Annotated in this window: 17 protein-coding genes; 9 read left to right on the forward strand and 8 right to left on the reverse strand. The window is 74.0% G+C overall.

The window, feature by feature from the left end:
• Positions 1 to 755: 755 nt before the first annotated feature.
• Genes bioD through bioB form a run of 3 tightly spaced genes read right to left on the reverse strand, consistent with a single transcriptional unit; the run spans position 756 to position 4,145 of the window.
• Positions 756 to 1,523, reverse strand: coding sequence for a dethiobiotin synthase (bioD, locus tag ACZ50K_RS04515; RefSeq protein WP_468897394.1), 768 nt, complete (start codon positions 1,521 to 1,523; stop codon positions 756 to 758).
• Positions 1,524 to 1,531: 8 nt separating this feature from the next.
• Positions 1,532 to 2,863: an adenosylmethionine--8-amino-7-oxononanoate transaminase gene (locus tag ACZ50K_RS04520; protein WP_468897396.1), complete on the reverse strand. Its 1,332-nt coding sequence runs from the start codon at positions 2,861 to 2,863 to the stop codon at positions 1,532 to 1,534.
• A complete protein-coding gene (gene bioB, locus ACZ50K_RS04525) occupies positions 2,856 to 4,145 on the reverse strand; it encodes a biotin synthase BioB (protein ID WP_468897398.1) in 1,290 nt (429 codons plus the stop codon). The genes ACZ50K_RS04520 and bioB overlap by 8 nt, the downstream gene beginning before the upstream one ends.
• Before the next feature lie 165 nt (positions 4,146 to 4,310).
• Here bioB and ACZ50K_RS04530 point away from each other — a divergent pair, with 165 nt between their 5' ends.
• On the forward strand, positions 4,311 to 5,462 hold the full coding sequence (locus ACZ50K_RS04530; protein WP_468897401.1) for an 8-amino-7-oxononanoate synthase: 1,152 nt from the start codon (positions 4,311 to 4,313) through the stop codon (positions 5,460 to 5,462).
• Between the two features lie 22 nt (positions 5,463 to 5,484).
• Here ACZ50K_RS04530 and ACZ50K_RS04535 read toward each other — a convergent pair whose 3' ends face one another.
• Positions 5,485 to 5,709, reverse strand: coding sequence for a DUF397 domain-containing protein (locus tag ACZ50K_RS04535; RefSeq protein ID WP_468897403.1), 225 nt, complete (start codon positions 5,707 to 5,709; stop codon positions 5,485 to 5,487).
• Between the two features lie 13 nt (positions 5,710 to 5,722).
• A complete protein-coding gene (locus ACZ50K_RS04540; protein WP_468897407.1) occupies positions 5,723 to 6,616 on the reverse strand; it encodes a helix-turn-helix domain-containing protein in 894 nt (297 codons plus the stop codon).
• Positions 6,617 to 6,815: 199 nt separating this feature from the next.
• On the opposite strand from ACZ50K_RS04540, the gene ACZ50K_RS04545 reads away from it, so the two are divergent.
• Positions 6,816 to 7,262 carry an ATP-binding protein gene (locus ACZ50K_RS04545; protein ID WP_468897409.1) on the forward strand — a complete coding sequence of 149 codons (447 nt, stop codon included), beginning with the start codon at positions 6,816 to 6,818 and terminating at the stop codon, positions 7,260 to 7,262.
• Between the two features lie 21 nt (positions 7,263 to 7,283).
• Here ACZ50K_RS04545 and ACZ50K_RS04550 read toward each other — a convergent pair whose 3' ends face one another.
• The gene (locus ACZ50K_RS04550; RefSeq protein ID WP_468897411.1) at positions 7,284 to 7,763 is read right to left on the reverse strand and encodes a C40 family peptidase; all 480 of its coding nucleotides are present in this window, start codon (positions 7,761 to 7,763) and stop codon (positions 7,284 to 7,286) included.
• Between the two features lie 621 nt (positions 7,764 to 8,384).
• On the opposite strand from ACZ50K_RS04550, the gene ACZ50K_RS04555 reads away from it, so the two are divergent.
• The 7 genes from ACZ50K_RS04555 to ACZ50K_RS04585 all read left to right on the forward strand — a co-directional run bounded on the left by ACZ50K_RS04555 (position 8,385) and on the right by ACZ50K_RS04585 (position 14,895).
• On the forward strand, positions 8,385 to 8,687 hold the full coding sequence (locus tag ACZ50K_RS04555) for an urease subunit gamma (RefSeq protein ID WP_468897414.1): 303 nt from the start codon (positions 8,385 to 8,387) through the stop codon (positions 8,685 to 8,687).
• Positions 8,688 to 8,696: 9 nt separating this feature from the next.
• Positions 8,697 to 9,008 carry an urease subunit beta gene (locus tag ACZ50K_RS04560; protein WP_468897416.1) on the forward strand — a complete coding sequence of 104 codons (312 nt, stop codon included), beginning with the start codon at positions 8,697 to 8,699 and terminating at the stop codon, positions 9,006 to 9,008.
• Entirely contained in the window at positions 9,001 to 10,722 is a 1,722-nt protein-coding gene (locus ACZ50K_RS04565) for an urease subunit alpha (protein ID WP_468897418.1), read from the forward strand. Before ACZ50K_RS04560 ends, ACZ50K_RS04565 begins: the two co-directional genes overlap by 8 nt.
• 13 nt (positions 10,723 to 10,735) lie before the next feature.
• Positions 10,736 to 11,410 carry an urease accessory protein UreF gene (locus ACZ50K_RS04570; RefSeq protein ID WP_468897421.1) on the forward strand — a complete coding sequence of 225 codons (675 nt, stop codon included), beginning with the start codon at positions 10,736 to 10,738 and terminating at the stop codon, positions 11,408 to 11,410.
• Between the two features lie 125 nt (positions 11,411 to 11,535).
• Complete coding sequence (gene ureG, locus ACZ50K_RS04575) at positions 11,536 to 12,231, forward strand: urease accessory protein UreG (RefSeq protein ID WP_468897423.1); 696 nt, start codon at positions 11,536 to 11,538, stop codon at positions 12,229 to 12,231.
• A 77-nt stretch (positions 12,232 to 12,308) separates the two neighbouring features.
• Positions 12,309 to 13,064, forward strand: a complete 756-nt coding sequence (locus ACZ50K_RS04580; RefSeq protein WP_468898445.1) for an urease accessory protein UreD — start codon at positions 12,309 to 12,311, stop codon at positions 13,062 to 13,064.
• Positions 13,065 to 13,242: 178 nt separating this feature from the next.
• Positions 13,243 to 14,895 carry an alpha/beta hydrolase gene (locus ACZ50K_RS04585; RefSeq protein WP_468897425.1) on the forward strand — a complete coding sequence of 551 codons (1,653 nt, stop codon included), beginning with the start codon at positions 13,243 to 13,245 and terminating at the stop codon, positions 14,893 to 14,895.
• 28 nt (positions 14,896 to 14,923) lie between these two features.
• On the opposite strand, the gene ACZ50K_RS04590 is transcribed toward ACZ50K_RS04585, so the two are convergent.
• Both ACZ50K_RS04590 and ACZ50K_RS04595 read right to left on the reverse strand, forming a co-directional pair.
• Entirely contained in the window at positions 14,924 to 15,634 is a 711-nt protein-coding gene (locus tag ACZ50K_RS04590; RefSeq protein WP_468897428.1) for a lysophospholipid acyltransferase family protein, read from the reverse strand.
• A 91-nt stretch (positions 15,635 to 15,725) separates the two neighbouring features.
• Complete coding sequence (locus tag ACZ50K_RS04595; RefSeq protein WP_468897431.1) at positions 15,726 to 15,884, reverse strand: hypothetical protein; 159 nt, start codon at positions 15,882 to 15,884, stop codon at positions 15,726 to 15,728.
• Between the last annotated feature and the right edge of the window lie 27 nt (positions 15,885 to 15,911).

The raw sequence follows: 15,911 nt of genomic DNA on the forward strand, positions 1-15,911 counted from the left end.
GGGGGCCCGGGCATCGGGGCTCGGCCGTGGCCCGGTCGGGCTGTCCTGGCCCGCCGCCTCAGCCCGGGGCCACACTGAGCCCGCCGTAGCTCGGCCGTCCGTCCGGCCGCCCTGACCCGTGGCGCCAGCCCCGTCCTGGCTGTCGGCCGGGCTCTGCGCCTGGCGGAGCCGGACCTGGCCGCCGGTTCGGGCCTGTGCCGGGGCATGCGGGTAGGCCCTCGGACACGCTGGCAGGTCCGGGCCCGGGGTGCCGGGGAGCCCGCCGTGGCCCGGTGCCCCCGGACCCGGGCCCGTGCCCCTCAGGCCCCGGCCGGAGGCCGGCCCGGCGCCACCGGTTGTACCCGGACTGTGCCTCCAACCTCGGCCGAAGGGCCGCCCACCGGGCGGTACTGCCCGGCGCCACCGGCTGGTGCCTCCAGGCCCTGGCCCGAGGCCGACCCGGGCCAGCGGCCCGGACCCGGGCCCTGGTCCCGGGCCTCGGCCGAAGGCATGCCCGTCGGCCGGCCCGGGCGCGGGCCGTGCTCCCCGGGTCTCGGCCGAAGGCATGCCCGCCGGCCGCCCCGGCCCGGCGCTATCGGCCGGGCGGGGGCCGTGCCCCCAGGCCCTGGCCCGAGGCCGGCCCGCGCCAGCGGCCCGGACCCGGGCCCTGGTCCCGGGCCTCGGCCGGAGGCATGCCCGTCGGCTGGCCCGGGCCCGGGCTGCCCCCAGGCCTAGGCCGAAGGTTCGCCCGCCGGCGCGCTTGGCTCGGCGGGTCGTCAGGTGGGCCAGGTGGTGAGGAAGGTGGTGGGGGACCAGGTGCCGGAGAGGGGTGGGGAGAGCCAGGTGGGGGAGGTGGTGCGGAAGGTGGTGGGGGGGAGGGTGGAGGCGGCGGAGGGGATGGCGCCCAGGAGGGGGAGGCCGGAGACGGCGGGGAGGTCGGCCAGGTTGCAGCGGGAGGCCAGGTCCGGGGTGGTGGGCCAGCTGCCCAGGACCACCCCGGGGGATTCCAGGCCCCGGGCCCGCAGGGCTTCCGCCGTGAGGGCCGTGGAGTTGAGGGTGCCCAGGCCGGGAGGGGCCACCAGCAGGACCGGGGCGGCCAGCAGCCGGGCCGCGTCGGCCAGGGTGTGGCCCGTTTCGTCGAAGCGGACCAGCAGTCCGCCGGCGCCCTCGACCAGGACCAGGTCGTGGTCCTCGGCGAGCCGGCCGGCCGCCTCGGCGATCCGTTCCGGTGCCACCGGGGGCAGCCCGGAGCGCCGGGCCGCCGTGTCCGGGGCCAGCGGTTCCGGATAGCGGGCCAGTTCCAGGGCGGTCACCCCGGAGCCGGCCAGCCGGACCACCTCCGCCACGTCCCCCGGTTCGTCCGCGGCCACGCCCGTCTGGGCGGGCTTGAGCACCGCCACCGTCCGGCCCGCGGCCAGCGCGGCGGCCGCGACGGCCGCGGTGACGACCGTCTTCCCGATCTCGGTGCCCGTTCCGGACACCACCAGCACGCCCTTGAGCGCGCCGTTCGGCCCGCCCTTCAGCGGGCCCCTCTGCTCGTCCATGCGTCCGTTCAGCCTTCCCGCGCCGCCGCGCGGACCGCGCGGCAGATCCGTGCCACGTCCTCGTCCCCGCTGATGAACGGCGGCATCGTGTAGATCAGATCCCGGAACGGGCGCAGCCACACGCCCTCCCGGACGGCGGCCGCGGTGGCGGCCGCCATGTCGACCGGGTGGTCCAGCTGGACCACGCCGATGGCGCCGAGCACCCGTACGTCCCGCACCCCGGGGATCTCGGCGGCCGCGGCCAGCCCGTCCAGCAGGCCGGTCTCGATCCGTTTGACCTCCTGCCGCCAGTCCTGGCCGAGCAGCAGGTCGATGGAGGCCAGGGCCACCGAGGCGGCCAGCGGGTTGCCCATGAAGGTGGGGCCGTGGGCGAGGACCGGGACCTCGCCCCGGGAGATCCCGTCGGCCACCCGGGGCGTGCACAGGGTCGCGGCCAGGCTGAGGTAGCCGCCGGTGAGCGCCTTGCCCAGGCACATCACGTCCGGGGTGATCCCGGCGTGGTCGGCGGCGAAGAGGGCGCCGGTCCGGCCGAAGCCGGTGGCGATCTCGTCGAGGACCAGCAGGACCTCGTACTCGTCGCACAGCTCCCGCAGCACCCGCAGGTGGTCGGGGTGGTGGAAGCGCATCCCGCCCGCGCCCTGCACCACCGGTTCCACGATCACCGCGGCGAGCTGGTGGGCGTGTGCGGAGATCAGGCCGCGCAGGTGCTCGGTGTACGCGGGGTCCACCGGGGTGTCGAAGCCGCCGGGCGGGGCGTCCGCGAAGACCTGTTTCGGCAGGTGGCCGGACCACAGGTCGTGCATGCCGCCGTCGGGGTCGCAGACGGCCATCGGCTGCCAGGTGTCCCCGTGGTAGCCGCCGCGCCAGGTCATCAGCCGGGTCTTGCCGGCCCGTCCGACGGAACGCCAGTACTGCAGGCACATCTTGACGGCGACCTCGACGGACACCGACCCGGAGTCGGACAGGAAGACGTGTTCCAGTCCGGGCGGGGTGAGTTCGACGAGCCGGGCGGCCAGCCGGACGGCGGGCTCGTGGGTGAGCCCGCCGAACATCACGTGCGACATCCGGCCCAGCTGGGCGGTGACGGCCTCGTTGAGCACCGGGTGGTTGTAGCCGTGGACGGCCGACCACCAGGAGGACATCCCGTCGACCAGCTCCCGCTGCCCGTGGGCCGGGGCGGCCAGTCGCAGCCGGACCCCGGCCGCGGACTCCACGACCAGGGGTTCCTGACGGCCGGGCATCGGCCCGTACGGATGCCAGACGTGCTGCCGGTCCAGGGCGAGGAGCTCGGTGTGCGCCCCGCCCTGGACCGGGGTGGACCGGGGGTGCTGCTCAGGCATTGGGCGCCAGATCCGTGCCGGCCCCGCGGCGTCGGACGGCCACCAGGTCGGGGCGCACCTCGCCGGGCTCGGCCTGCCCGCCCCCGGACGGGGTCGTGGCCCTGGCGGCCGGGGCCGTGGCGGCCGGTGCCGGGGCGGAGGCGTGGGAGCCGCAGCCCCCGCAGCCCGAACCGCAGCCCGCCTCGGCGGCCGCACCGGCGCCGGAACCGCAGACCGAACCGCCGGCCGCCGCGTGCGAGCCGCAGCCCCCGCCGGCCGCGGCCGCCTCGGCCAGGTCGGCGCGGTGCTCGGGCAGGGTGCGCTCGCCGGCGCCCTCCACCTCGAACCCGGCGTCCGCGATCATGTCCAGGTCGGCCTGGCCCTCCTGGCCCTCGCTGGTCAGGTAGTCGCCCAGGAAGATGGAGTTGGCCAGGTGCAGGGCGAGCGGCTGCAGGGTGCGCAGATGGACCTCGCGCCCGCCGGCCAGCCGGACCTCCACATCGGGGCAGACGAACCGGACCATGGCCAGGATCCGCAGGGCGCGCTGCGGGGTGAGGTGCCACTCCTTGGCGAGCGGGGTGCCCTCGAAGGGGATCAGGAAGTTCACCGGGACCGAGTCCGGGTCCAGCTCGCGCAGCGAGTAGACCACGTCGACCAGGTCCTCGTCGCTCTCGCCCATGCCCGCGATCAGGCCGGAGCAGGCCGACAGACCGGCGGCGTGCGCCTTCTGCACGGTGTCCACCCGGTCCGCGTAGGTGTGGGTGGTGGTGATCTCCCCGTAGGTGCTCTCGGAGGTGTTCAGGTTGTGGTTGTAGGCGTCCGCGCCCGCGTCGCGCAGCCGCTCGGCCTGGCCCTCGGACAGCAGACCGAGGCAGGCGCACACCTCGATGCCCTCGTTCTGCTCCTTGATGGTCTCGATGGTCTTCGAGACCCGGTCCACGTCCCGGTCCGTCGGACCGCGCCCGCTGGCCACCAGGCAGACCCGCTTGGCGCCGCCCGCGACACCGGCGGCGGCCGCCTTCGAGGCGTCCTCCGGCTTCAGCCAGGTGTACTTGAGGATCTCGGCCTTGGAGCCGAGCCGCTGGGAGCAGTAGGAGCAGTCCTCGGGACACAGCCCGGACTTCAGGTTCACCAGGTAGTTCAGCTTGACCCGGCGCCCGAACCAGCGGCGGCGCACCTTGCCGGCCGCGGCCACCACGTCGAGCAGTTCGTCGTCGGAGGTCGCCAGCACGGCGAGCGCCTCTTCGCGGGTCGGCAGCTCACGCCGCAGCCCCTTGTCCACCAGGGTGTTCAGCAGGTCCATGGCCTGATCCTGGACCACGGCAGCGCTCCCGGCCAAGGAGGGACCGTACAAGATGGCTTGAGAGGAGTGTGTGTATCACCACACCAATCACACCGCTTGCCGGGAGTTAGGGTCGGGCAAGGTCTGTGGACAGCCGACAAAACTTCAGGACGCGAGGATCAGCCGATGGACGTGTTCGCCTGGATCGACGACGAGGCGCGGGCCCGTGAGGCGGCCGGTCTGGTGCGGACCCTGCGCCCTCGGCCCGCCGATTCCGGGCTCCTGGACCTGGCGAGCAACGACTACCTGGGCCTGTCCCGGCACCCCGAGACGATCCGCGGGGCGCGCGAGGCGGCCGAGCGCTGGGGCGGCGGGGCCACCGGTTCCCGGCTGGTCACCGGCACCACCGAACTCCACGCCGAACTGGAACGCGAGCTGGCCGCCCACTGCGGGTTCGAGGCCGCCCTGGTGCTGTCCTCCGGGTACGCGGCGAACCTGGCGGCGGTCAGCGCGCTCAGCGGGCGCGGCGCCCTGGTGGTCTCCGACGCCGGGAACCACGCCTCGATCGTGGACGGCTGCCGGCTCTCCCGGGCCGAGACCGCCGTGATCCCGCACTCCGACCCCGAGGCGGCCCGCAAGGCGCTGGCCGCCCGGGCGCCGGGCACCCGCGCCCTGCTGGTCACCGACTCGGTGTTCTCGGTGGACGGGGACGCGGCCCCGCTGGCCGGTTACGCCGCGGTCTGCCGGGAGGAGGGCGCGGCCCTGGTGGTGGACGACGCGCACGGGCTGGGTGTCCTGGGCGAGGCCGGCCGGGGCGCTCCGCACGCGGCGGGTCTGGCGGGCGCGCCCGGTGTGGTGGCCACGCTGACCCTGTCGAAGTCGCTGGGCAGCCAGGGCGGTGCGGTGCTGGGTCCGGCCAAGGTGGTGCGGCATCTGGTGAACACCGCCCGTACGTTCATCTTCGACACCGGGCTGGCGCCGGCCGCGGCGGGTGCGGCGCTGGCGGCCCTGCGGCTGCTGGCCCGTGAGCCGGAGCGGGCCGGCCGGGCCCGGGAGGTGGCCGCCGAGCTGCACGGGCGGCTGACCGCGTCCGGCCTGACCGCGGCCCGGCCGGACGCGGCCGTGGTGTCGGTGCGGGCCCCTTCGGCTTCGGCGGCACTGCGCTGGGCCGCCGACTGCCGTGAGGCGGGACTGTCCGTGGGCTGCTTCCGGCCGCCGTCCGTGCCGGACGGCATCTCCCGGCTGCGGCTGACCGCGCGGGCCGATCTCACGGGGGAGGAGATCTCCCGGGCCGTCGGGACGATCCTGCGGACCGCTCCGGAGGGAGCCGCCCGCTGACCGGCCGGGTGGCCCCGAGGGGTCATTCCGGTGGCGCGTCCGCGCGGACCGATGCGAGGAATCCGGTCCAGGCCGGGCCGGTGAAGAGCACGGCCGGGCCGTCCGTCCGTTTGGAGTCGCGGACGGCCAGCAGGCCGCCGGAGAGTTCGGCGGCCTCCACGCAGTTGTTCATCCCGGTGCTGCGGCTGCTCCGCCGCCATGCCGCGCCGTACAGGAGTCCGCTGGGAGGGGCGGGGGTTGCGGACACGGGCTGGGCCTCCTTACGCGTCGTCAGCGATCACATCCGCGATCACGCTGATCAGTTCCGACGAGTCCTGGGGCGGGAGGGCGTGCGCCTGGATGGTGCGGAACGCGGCGCCGTACGCCTCAAGGTCTTCCTTCCGCTCCAGATAGAGGCTACTCGTCAGATGGTCGAGTACCACCACATCCAGATCGGCGATGCTCGGAAATGAGAAAATTACGAACGGTCCGGTCAGGCCGAGATGACCCCCCACGCTGAACGGCAAGACCTGGAGGCGGACTTGGGGCAGCCGGGCCACGCGCACCAGATGCCGCAGCTGCTCCGCCATCACCCCCGGCCCGCCGATCTCCCGCCGCAGCACGGCCTCGTCCAGCACCGCGCTCAACTCCAGCGGCGGATCGGCCCGCAGCACCGACTGCCGGGCCAGCCGCACCTCCACCAGCGCGTCCACCTTGGGTTCCGGCAGTCCGCCGAGGGCCGCCCTGGTCACGGCACGTGCGTAGGCGGGGGTCTGCAGCAGCCCCGGTACCACCGACAGTTCCACCGTCCGGGCCGAACGGGCCCCCGCCTCCAGGCTGATGAAGTCCCGGTACTCCTGCGGCAGCAGGCCCCGGTAGTCGTGCCACCACTGGCGGCCGCGGCCACCGCCGGCCGGTCCGGCGGGCGGTGCGGCCGAGGCGGACAGCGCCTCCAGCAGGGCGCGCTGCTGGGCTCCCACGCCCCCGTAGGCGTCCAGCAACAGCCGTACGTCCTCGGGTTTCACGCCACTGCGGCCCGTCTCGATGCGGCTGATTTTCGACTGGTGCCATCCCACGATCCGGGCGGCCTCACCGCTGGTGAGCCCCGACCGGTCGCGCAGCGCACGCAGTTCCTCGCCGAGCTTGCGCCGGCGCACCGCGGGACCGTGCTGCATACCCGCCTCCCCTTCCACCGGCACAGCTGTCATCAGTCTGCCCCCCAAATACGGTCTCGCGTAGCAGAGTTCACCGCTTCGGGCGACAGATATATGCAGATCTTGGGGGAACGGCCGCCGTGGGCGGGCGAACAGTGGCAGTCTGGCGCGAAGCACAGATCCGGGGCGTATCCACCCCGGTGGGAAAGGGACCCGCGCCATGGCAGACCACCAGGAAGCATCCGTCACTCTGCCGAGCGATCCCGCCTCGGTGTCCACCGCCCGCCGCTACGTCGCCGAGGTCCTGGGTTCATGGGGCCTGCCCGACGACCACATCACGGCCGACACCGTCCGGCTGATCGTCTCCGAACTCGCCACCAATGCCGTCCAGCACACCCTCGGCCAGTCGCCCACCTTCACCGTGGAGGTCCGGCTGGAACGCGAGGAGCTGCTGCGGGTGGGGGTGACCGACAGCCACTCGCGCTGGCCGAAACGCCTTCCCGCCGCGGTCCAGCAGGACAACGGGCGGGGGATGGTCATCATCCGCTGGCTCGCGGTCGAATCGGGCGGGCGGCTGTCCGTGGTCCCGACGGAGGAGGGCGGCAAGACCGTCTGGATCGCCCTGCCCTGGACGGTCGGCGCCCCGGCGCCCTCGCCGGCGCACTGACCGCGCCGCGGCCCGTCGGGGTCATCCGACCCGGCCGTAGGTGACCTCGCGGCTCCAGATCTTCTCCAGGCGAACCGTTCCGCCTGGTTTGGGGGAGTGCCAGATCTTGTCGCCCCCCGCGTAGACCCCCACGTGGTACACCCTGCCCCCGGACAGGAAGAAGACCAGGTCCCCCTGGCGGCGGGAGCCCGGTCCGGTGCGTGCGGTGCGGTCGTACTGCTGGGCCGCCGTCCTGGGGAGCGCCTTGCCGGCCTCCTTGTACGAGAACTGGGTCAGCCCCGAACAGTCGAAGGCCTTCGGCCCGGTGGCGCCCCACTGGTAGGGCGCGCCCTGTTTGGAGGCGGCCACCTGGAGTGCCCTCCTGGCATGGCCGGTTGCGGCCTCCGCCGCGGTGACGGCCCCCGGGACCGGAAGCGTGCCGCCGACCACGGCGAGGGTGAGGGCGGCGGTGACACCGACGCGGGTCACGGTGGGCGGCAGGGCGTGCGGGAACGCGGACATCGGAACCCTTCCGGTCGGCTCCACCGGGGTGGCGGAGCTGTTGCCGGGAGATCCTGGCCCAGAAATGCCCCGATTTGTGCGCTAAGGCACCTAAATAACCTTTGCGTCACTTGTTTGGGCCCCCTGCCCCGGTGTTCCGCCGATCGGCCGCCCGCCCCGCCAAACCCCGCTCCGACCAGCGGCGTTGCCTCCCCGCCCGGGCGGGTGCGGCCCGAAGTCGGCTTTCCGGCCCCCCGATTCCCCGGCTACTCCGAATGAGCGAGGCCCGCGGGCCGCCCGCGCCGTATACGGAGCGACCGTCGGCGCGGGGAGCCGCCGGAACCGGACCGCTCCCCGAAACACGCGGTAACGCGGCGGAAAAACGGTCGGCCTAGCGTGGTGGACGCGGACCGGGCCCGGGCCGAACGCCGGTCCCGAGGGTGACCGGAAGGTGAGCGGACGGTCTGGAGGGGCTCATGGAACGGTAAAGCGGCCGTAGTTGGCTCGAAAAGGATTCCCCAGCCCAGGTCAGGAATGCGTTGGGACGGACAACCAGGGGTCAACAAGCTGTTGAAGGCCGTTAGGGTCTGCCACGGTCTTTCGAACGATCATGGTGATGGAACCGGGAACCGGGGGATTCAGGTGCAGTTGACACCACATGAGCAGGAACGCCTGCTCATCCACGTGGCGGCCGATGTCGCCGCCAGGCGCAGGGACCGCGGCGTGCTCCTCAACCACCCGGAGGCGATAGCCCTGATCACCTCCCACATCCTCGAAGGGGCCCGGGACGGCCGGACGGTGGCCGAACTGATGGCTTCCGGACGCACCGTCCTCGGCCGCGACCAGGTCATGGCCGGCATTCCCGAAATGATCCATGACGTCCAGGTCGAGGCCACCTTCCCGGACGGCACCAAACTCGTCACCGTGCACCACCCGATCGTCTGAGAGCAGGACATGATCCCCGGCGAGATCCACTACGGCGACGGCCCGGTCCTCCTCAACGAGGGCCGCCCGGTCACCCGCCTCACCGTGCTGAACGCGGCCGACCGCCCCGTGCAGGTCGGCTCCCACTACCACTTCGCCGAGGCCAACCCCGGCCTCGACTTCGACCGCGCCGCCGCCCGCGGCCGGCGACTGAACATAGCCGCCGGCACCGCCACCCGCTTCGAACCCGGCATCCCGGTGGCCGTCGAACTCGTCCCGCTGTCCGGCCTGCGCACCGTACCGGGCCTGCGCGGGGAGACCGGAGGGCCGCTCGATGGCTGAGGTCTCCAGAGAGGTCTACGCCGACCTCTTCGGCCCCACCGCCGGCGACCGGATCCGGCTCGCCGACACCGACCTGCTGATCGAGGTCGAAACCGATCTGTGCGGCGGCCCCGGCCGGGCCGGCGACGAGGCCGTGTTCGGCGGCGGCAAGGTCATCCGCGAGTCCATGGGACAGGCCCGCACCACCCGCGCCGAGGGCGCCCCCGACACCGTCATCACCGGCGCCGTGATCCTCGACCACTGGGGCATCGTCAAGGCCGACATCGCCCTCCGGGACGGACGGATCACCGGCATCGGCAAGGCGGGCAACCCCGACACCATGGACGGGGTCGACCCCGCGCTGGTCATCGGCCCGGAAACCGAGATCATCTCCGGCAACGGGAAGATCCTCACCGCCGGGGCCATCGACACCCACGTCCACTTCATCTCCCCGACCATCGTCGACGAGGCCCTGGCCTCCGGGATCACCACCCTGGTCGGCGGCGGCACCGGCCCCGCCGAGGGCAGCAAGGCCACCACCGTCACCCCCGGCCCCTGGCACCTGGCCCGGATGTTCGCCGCCCTGGAGTCCCACCCCGTCAACATCGGCCTGCTCGGCAAGGGCAACACCATGTCCCGCGAGGCCATGTACTCCCAGCTGCGCGGCGGCGCCCTCGGATTCAAGATCCACGAGGACTGGGGGGCCACCCCCGCGGTGATCGACGCCTGCCTGACCGTCTGCGAGGAGACCGGCGCCCAGGTCGCCATCCACACCGACACCCTCAACGAGGCCGGGTTCGTCGGCGACACCCTCGCCGCCATCGGCGGCCGCACCATCCACGCCTACCACACCGAGGGCGCGGGCGGCGGCCACGCACCCGACATCATCACCGTGGTCGGCGAGGCCCATGTGCTGCCCAGCTCCACCAACCCCACCCGGCCGCACACCGTCAACACCGTCGAGGAACACCTCGACATGCTCATGGTCTGCCACCACCTCAACCCGGCCGTCCCCGAGGACCTCGCCTTCGCCGAGTCCCGGATCCGCCCCTCCACCATCGCCGCCGAAGACGTCCTGCACGACCTCGGCGCCATCTCGATCATCTCCTCCGACGCCCAGGCCATGGGCCGCATCGGCGAGGTCATCCTGCGGACCTGGCAGACCGCCCACGTGATGAAGCGGCGCCGGGGCGCGCTGCCCGGCGACGGACCCGCCGACAACCACCGGGCCCGCCGCTACATCGCCAAGTACACGATCAACCCGGCCGTGGCCCAGGGCCTGGCCCGCCAGGTCGGCTCGGTGGAGACCGGAAAGCTCGCCGACCTGGTCCTGTGGGAACCCGCCTTCTTCGGCGTCAAACCCCAGCTGGTCATCAAGGGCGGCCAGATCGCCTACGCCCAGATGGGCGACGCCAACGCCTCCATCCCCACCCCGCAACCGGTGCTGCCCCGGCCCATGTTCGGCAGCCACGGGCGCGCCCCCGCCCACAACTCGGTCAACTTCACCGCCCAGGCGGCACTCGACGACCACCTTCCCGAACGCCTAGGTCTGGGCAAGGAGTTCGTGGCCATCGAGAGCACCCGCGAGGTCACCAAGGCCGATATGCGCAACAACGACGCCCGGCCCCGGGTCGAGGTCGACGCCGACACCTTCACCGTGACCATCGACGGCGAACCGGTCGAGCCCGCCCCCGCCGCGGAACTGCCCATGGCCCAGCGCTACTTCCTCTTCTGATGGCGGTCACCCGATGAGCAGATCCGCGCTGCTTCTGCTGTCCGACGGCCGGTTCCCGGCCGGCGGGCACGCCCACTCGGGCGGTGCCGAGGCCGCCGTCCGGGCCGGCCGGATCCATGACGCCGCCACCCTGGAGGAGTTCTGCCGGGGCCGGCTGCACACCGCCGGACTCACCGCGGCCGCCCTCGCCGCCGCGGCCGCCCTCCCGCTGGACGCCAAGGCCCTGGACGCCGCCGCCGACGCCCGCACCCCCTCGCCCGCCCTGCGCGCCGCCGCCCGCCGGCTCGGCCGGCAGCTGATCCGGGCCGCCCGGTCCACCTGGCCGGACCCGGCGCTGGACGCGCTGGCCGCGGCCTTCCCGCGCGGCGCCCACCAGCCCGTGGTCCTCGGCGTCACCGTCCGGGCCGCCGGGCTCGGGCCCGCCGAGGCGGCGCACATCTGCGCGTACGAGAGCGTCGGCGGCCCGGCCTCCGCCACCGTACGGCTGCTCGGGCTGGACCCCTTCGAGGCCAGCGGGGTGCTGGCCCGGCTCGGGCCCGCCGTGGACCGGGTCGCCGAGGAGGCCGCGGACGCCGCCCACACCGCCCGCCGCGACGGGGTCCACACCCTGCCGGCGCCCTCCTCACCGCTGCTCGACATCGCGGCCCAGGCCCATGCCGACTGGCCGGTACGCCTCTTCGCCTCCTGATCCCCCGCCCCGCCGGCTCCCCGCCCCCTGATCCGTCGGCCGACCCGCCGCCCGCCGCGGCCCCGCCCCGATCTCTTCGCCCCGATGTCCCCGCTCCGCCCGTCCGACCCCGGAAGGCCCCCGCCATGCACCTCGACCACGCCGTCACCTACCCGCACCGGCACACCCACAGCGCCCCGCCGCTGCGCCCCGACGGATCCCGGCGCGCCGTACGGATCGGACTCGGCGGCCCGGTCGGCTCCGGCAAGACCGCCACCGTCGCCGCCCTGTGCCGGCTGCTGCGCGCCGACTACTCCATGGCCGTGGTCACCAACGACATCTACACCCGTGAGGACGCCGAGTTCCTGCTCCGCGAGGCCGTGCTGCCGCCCGAGCGGATCGCCGCCGTGGAGACCGGCGCCTGCCCGCACACCGCCATCCGCGACGACATCTCCGCCAACCTGGAGGCCGTGGAGGAACTGGAGGAGGCGTTCGGCGAGACCGGACCGCTGGACCTGGTCCTGGTGGAGTCCGGCGGGGACAACCTCACCGCCACCTTCTCCCGGGGCCTGGTCGACGCCCAGATCTTCGTCATCGACGTGGCCGGCGGGGACGACATCCCGCGCAAGGGCGGCCCCGGGGTCACCACCGCCGACCTGCTGGTGGTGAACAAGACCGACCTCGCCCCCTACGTCGGCTCCGACCTGGAGCGGATGGCCCGGGACGCCGCCGCGCAGCGGGCCCACCTGCCGGTGGTCTTCCAGTCCCTGCGCACCCCCGAGGGCGTGGGCCCGGTTGCCGACTGGGTCCGGGAACAGGTCACCGCCTGGGCCGACCGGTGACCGCCGCCCCCGCACCCGCCCCCGCAGCCCCGGCGGCCGTCCCCGCACCCGCCGCACCCGTCCGCAGGGACCCGGGGCTGCGGGCCACCGCCGAGATCCTCGCCGAGGCCGACGGCCGGGGCGGCACCGCCCTCCCGCTGCTCAGCGGCGAGGGGCCGCTCGCCCCGCGCCGCACCCGGGGCGGTGGCGGCGAGGCCGCGGTCACCCTGGTGGGGGCGATGAGCGGACCGCTCGGCGGGGACCATCTGACCGTCCGGGCCGCCCTGGGCCCCGCCGCCCGGCTCCGGGTCGGCTCGGCCGCGGCCACCCTGGCCCTGCCCGGCCCGTACGGCGACCCCGCCCACTACGAGGTCGGCCTCACCCTCGCGGAGGGTGCGGCCCTGAGCTGGCTGCCCGAACCGCTGGTGTCGGTGCGCGGCAGCGACCTGCGGGTCACCACCCGGATCCGGCTCGCCGCGGGGGCCCGGCTGCTGTACCGCGAGGAGCAGGTGCTCGGCCGTACGGGCGAGGCCCCCGGCCTGCTCCGCAGCCGGCTGACCGCCGACTACGACGGCCGCCCGCTGCTGGACCAGGAGACCCGGACCGGGCCCGGCGCCCCGGACGGCTGGGACGGGCCCGCCGGCCTCGCCGGACACCGGGCCCTCGGCCAACTCCTCATCATCGACCCGGAGTTCGAGGACTCACCGATGGAGGCCCGGATGCTGGGCGAGCTGGCCGCCCTCACCCCGCTGGCCGGACCGGGGGTCCTGGTCACCGCCCTCGCCCCGGACGCCCTCCGGCTGCGCGAGGTCCTCGACCTGGCCTGCCGCGCCTACGGCCGTGACCGGCCGTGAACCGCGCGCCGAAGACCCGGTGAACGGCGGCCCCGCTCAGCGGTACACCCGATACCGGTTATCGGCTTGGCAAAGAACCGGGCCCCGCTCTGTCCCCGCCCCCGGAGCAGGCGCAAGGATCCCCTTGCACCCGAACCGTGCCGCGCCACGCGGCACTTGACGCAGGGGGAACAACCACGTGATACGCACCGCGGCGCTGGGGAGCGCCGCCACACTCACCGCGGGCGCCCTGGCCGCCGGACTGCTGCTCGCCCCGGCGGCGACCGCGGACAGCCGCCGCCACGGGATCCCGGAGTCGCTGGGCGTGCAGATCGCCGCCGCGCGCGCCGCCCACGCCGGGATCGCCTGGAAGGACTGTCCGGCCGACTGGGGCCTGGAGAAGCCCATCCAGTGCGGCTGGGTGAAGGTCCCGCTCGACTACACCAAGCCCTTCGGCAAGACCATCGAGCTCGCCGTCGACCGCATCGGCAGCACCGGCACCCCGCGGGAGCGCCAGGGCGCGCTGGTCTACAACCCGGGCGGCCCCGGCGGCTCCGGCATGCGCTTCCCGCGCCGGGTCACCACCAAGAGCCCGCTGTGGGTCAACGCCTCCAAGGCCTACGACTTCGTGGGCTTCGACCCCCGCGGCGTCGGCCACTCCGCACCGATCTCCTGCATCGACCCGCAGGAGTTCGTGAAGGCCCCCAAGGCCGACCCGGTGCCGGACAGCGAGGCGGACAAGCGCGCCCAGCGCAAGCTCGCCGCCGAGTACGCGGACGGCTGCAAGGAGCGCAGCGGCGAGATGCTGCCGCACATGACCACGCCGAACACCGCGCGCGACCTGGACGTGATCCGGGCCGCCCTCGGCGAGCGCAAGCTGAACTACCTCGGCGTCTCCTACGGCACCTACCTCGGCGGGGTCTACGCGACCCTCTTCCCGACCCATGTCCGGCGCATGGTCGTCGACAGCGTGGTCGACCCCGACACGGACAACATCTGGTACGAGGCCAACCTCGGCCAGGACGTCGCCTTCCAGACCCGCTGGAACGACTGGCAGGACTGGGTCGCCAAGAACGACGCCTCCTTCCACCTCGGCACCACCCGCGCCCAGGTCGAGGCCCGCTACCAGAAGCTGCGCGCCAGGGCCAAGGCCGCCCCGCTCGGCGGGATCGTCGGCCCCGCCGAGCTGATCGGCTTCTTCCAGGGCGCCCCGTACTACGACTCCTCCTGGGTGCCCGTGGCGCAGACCTGGGCCGCCTACGAGGCCGGGGACGAGCAGGCGCTGATCGACGCCATCGCCCCCGACATGAGCGACCTCGCCGGCAACGCGGCCGCCGAGAACGGCAACGCCGTCTACACCGCCGTCGAGTGCGCGGACGCCAAGTGGCCCACCAGCTGGGCCAAGTGGAACCGGGACAACACCCGGCTGCACGAGAAGTACCCGTTCCTCACCTGGTCCAACGCCTGGATGAACCTGCCCTGCGCGACCTGGAAGTCCAAGCAGAGCGACCCGATCGAGGTCGGCGCCAAGCGCGGCCTGCCGCCGGTGCTGATCGTCCAGTCCGAGCGCGACGCCGCCACCCCGTACCAGGGCGCCGTCTCGCTGCACAAGCGGCTGGCCGGCTCCCGGCTGATCACCGAGCAGAACGCGGGCTCGCACGGGGTCACCAGCCTGGTGAACCCCTGCGTCAACACCCGCGTGGACACCTATCTGCTCACCGGCCGGGTCGACGCCAAGGACGTGAAGTGCGCTCCGCACGCCGCGCCCGTGGCCCCGGCCCCCACGGCGGCGAAGGCCGCCACCGGCTTCGGCGCGCTCCCCGCGCCGGAGGAGCTCCCCGCGGTCCGCTAGGACCGGCCGGACCGGCCCGGGGGGAGGCTCAGCGCGCGGAGCGCCGGGCCTTCTTCCGGGCCTCCTCGGCCTCGGCCTTGACCTCGCCGGCGTAGCGGTCGACGTACTCCTGCCCGGACAGTCCGAGGACCTCGTACATGATCTCGTCGGTGACGGCCCGCAGGACGGCCTTCTCGCCCTCCAGCCCGGCGTACCGGGAGAAGTCCAGTGGCTCGCCGAACCGGATCGTCACCCGGCGGATCTTCGGGATCTTCTGGCCGGGCGGCTGGATCTCGAAGGTGCCCACCATCGCGCAGGGGACGACCGGCACCCCGGCGCCCAGGGCCATGGCCGCCACCCCGACCTTCCCCTTGTACAGCCGGCCGTCGTGCGAGCGGGTGCCCTCCGGGTAGATGCCGAGCAGCTCGCCCCGGGCCAGGACGCCGAGGCCCTCGCGGAGCGCGGCCTGCCCGGCGTCCTTCCCGGACCGGTCCACCGGGATCTGCCCGGCGCTGCGGAAGAAGGCGGCGGTCAGCCGGCCCTTGGGGCCGCGGCCGGTGAAGTACTCGGCCTTGGCCAGGAAGGTGATCCGCCGTCTGAGGATGGCGGGCATCAGGAAGTGGTCCGAGAAGGACAGGTGGTTCCCCGCGACGATGGCGGCACCGTGGTCCGGGATGTTCTCCAGCCCCTCGATCCGGGGCCGGAACAGCAGCCGCAGCAGCGGGCCGAGCAGGACGTGCTTCAGGACGTGGTAGAACACCGGGGCCTTTCCCTCCTACCGGGTGGACAGCAGCCCAGTCTGACGCACCCCCGGTGGGAGGGAAACGCCCCGGGGGAAACCGCGCCGCGGCTCAGTTGTTGCCGGAGGCCGCGACTCCGGCGGTGAGCAGCCCGAGGACCACCCACCCGAACCACAGCCAGCCGTTGCTGCCGAGGGCCACCGAGTACAGGGCCACGGCCACGAGCGCGGCGACGGTGAGCACGGCCATGGTCTTGACGGATCCGGTCATGCCCCATGGTGGCGCCTGGAAGCGGTC

The organism is Streptomyces sp. NPDC033845 (assembly GCF_055576225.1).

Bases quoted from the DNA above. Each gene is read 5' to 3' on its own strand.
- ACZ50K_RS04550 (WP_468897411.1), bottom strand. From the start codon at position 7,763: ATGTCCGCGTTCCCGCACGCCCTGCCGCCCACCGTGACCCGCGTCGGT.
- ACZ50K_RS04545 (WP_468897409.1), top strand. From the start codon at position 6,816: ATGGCAGACCACCAGGAAGCATCCGTCACTCTGCCGAGCGATCCCGCC.
- ACZ50K_RS04595 (WP_468897431.1), bottom strand. From the start codon at position 15,884: ATGACCGGATCCGTCAAGACCATGGCCGTGCTCACCGTCGCCGCGCTC.
- ACZ50K_RS04565 (WP_468897418.1), top strand. From the start codon at position 9,001: ATGGCTGAGGTCTCCAGAGAGGTCTACGCCGACCTCTTCGGCCCCACC.
- bioB (WP_468897398.1), bottom strand. From the start codon at position 4,145: ATGGACCTGCTGAACACCCTGGTGGACAAGGGGCTGCGGCGTGAGCTG.
- ACZ50K_RS04520 (WP_468897396.1), bottom strand. From the start codon at position 2,863: ATGCCTGAGCAGCACCCCCGGTCCACCCCGGTCCAGGGCGGGGCGCAC.
- ACZ50K_RS04570 (WP_468897421.1), top strand. From the start codon at position 10,736: ATGAGCAGATCCGCGCTGCTTCTGCTGTCCGACGGCCGGTTCCCGGCC.
- ureG (WP_468897423.1), top strand. From the start codon at position 11,536: ATGCACCTCGACCACGCCGTCACCTACCCGCACCGGCACACCCACAGC.
- ACZ50K_RS04530 (WP_468897401.1), top strand. From the start codon at position 4,311: ATGGACGTGTTCGCCTGGATCGACGACGAGGCGCGGGCCCGTGAGGCG.
- ACZ50K_RS04540 (WP_468897407.1), bottom strand. From the start codon at position 6,616: ATGCAGCACGGTCCCGCGGTGCGCCGGCGCAAGCTCGGCGAGGAACTG.
- ACZ50K_RS04560 (WP_468897416.1), top strand. From the start codon at position 8,697: ATGATCCCCGGCGAGATCCACTACGGCGACGGCCCGGTCCTCCTCAAC.
- bioD (WP_468897394.1), bottom strand. From the start codon at position 1,523: ATGGACGAGCAGAGGGGCCCGCTGAAGGGCGGGCCGAACGGCGCGCTC.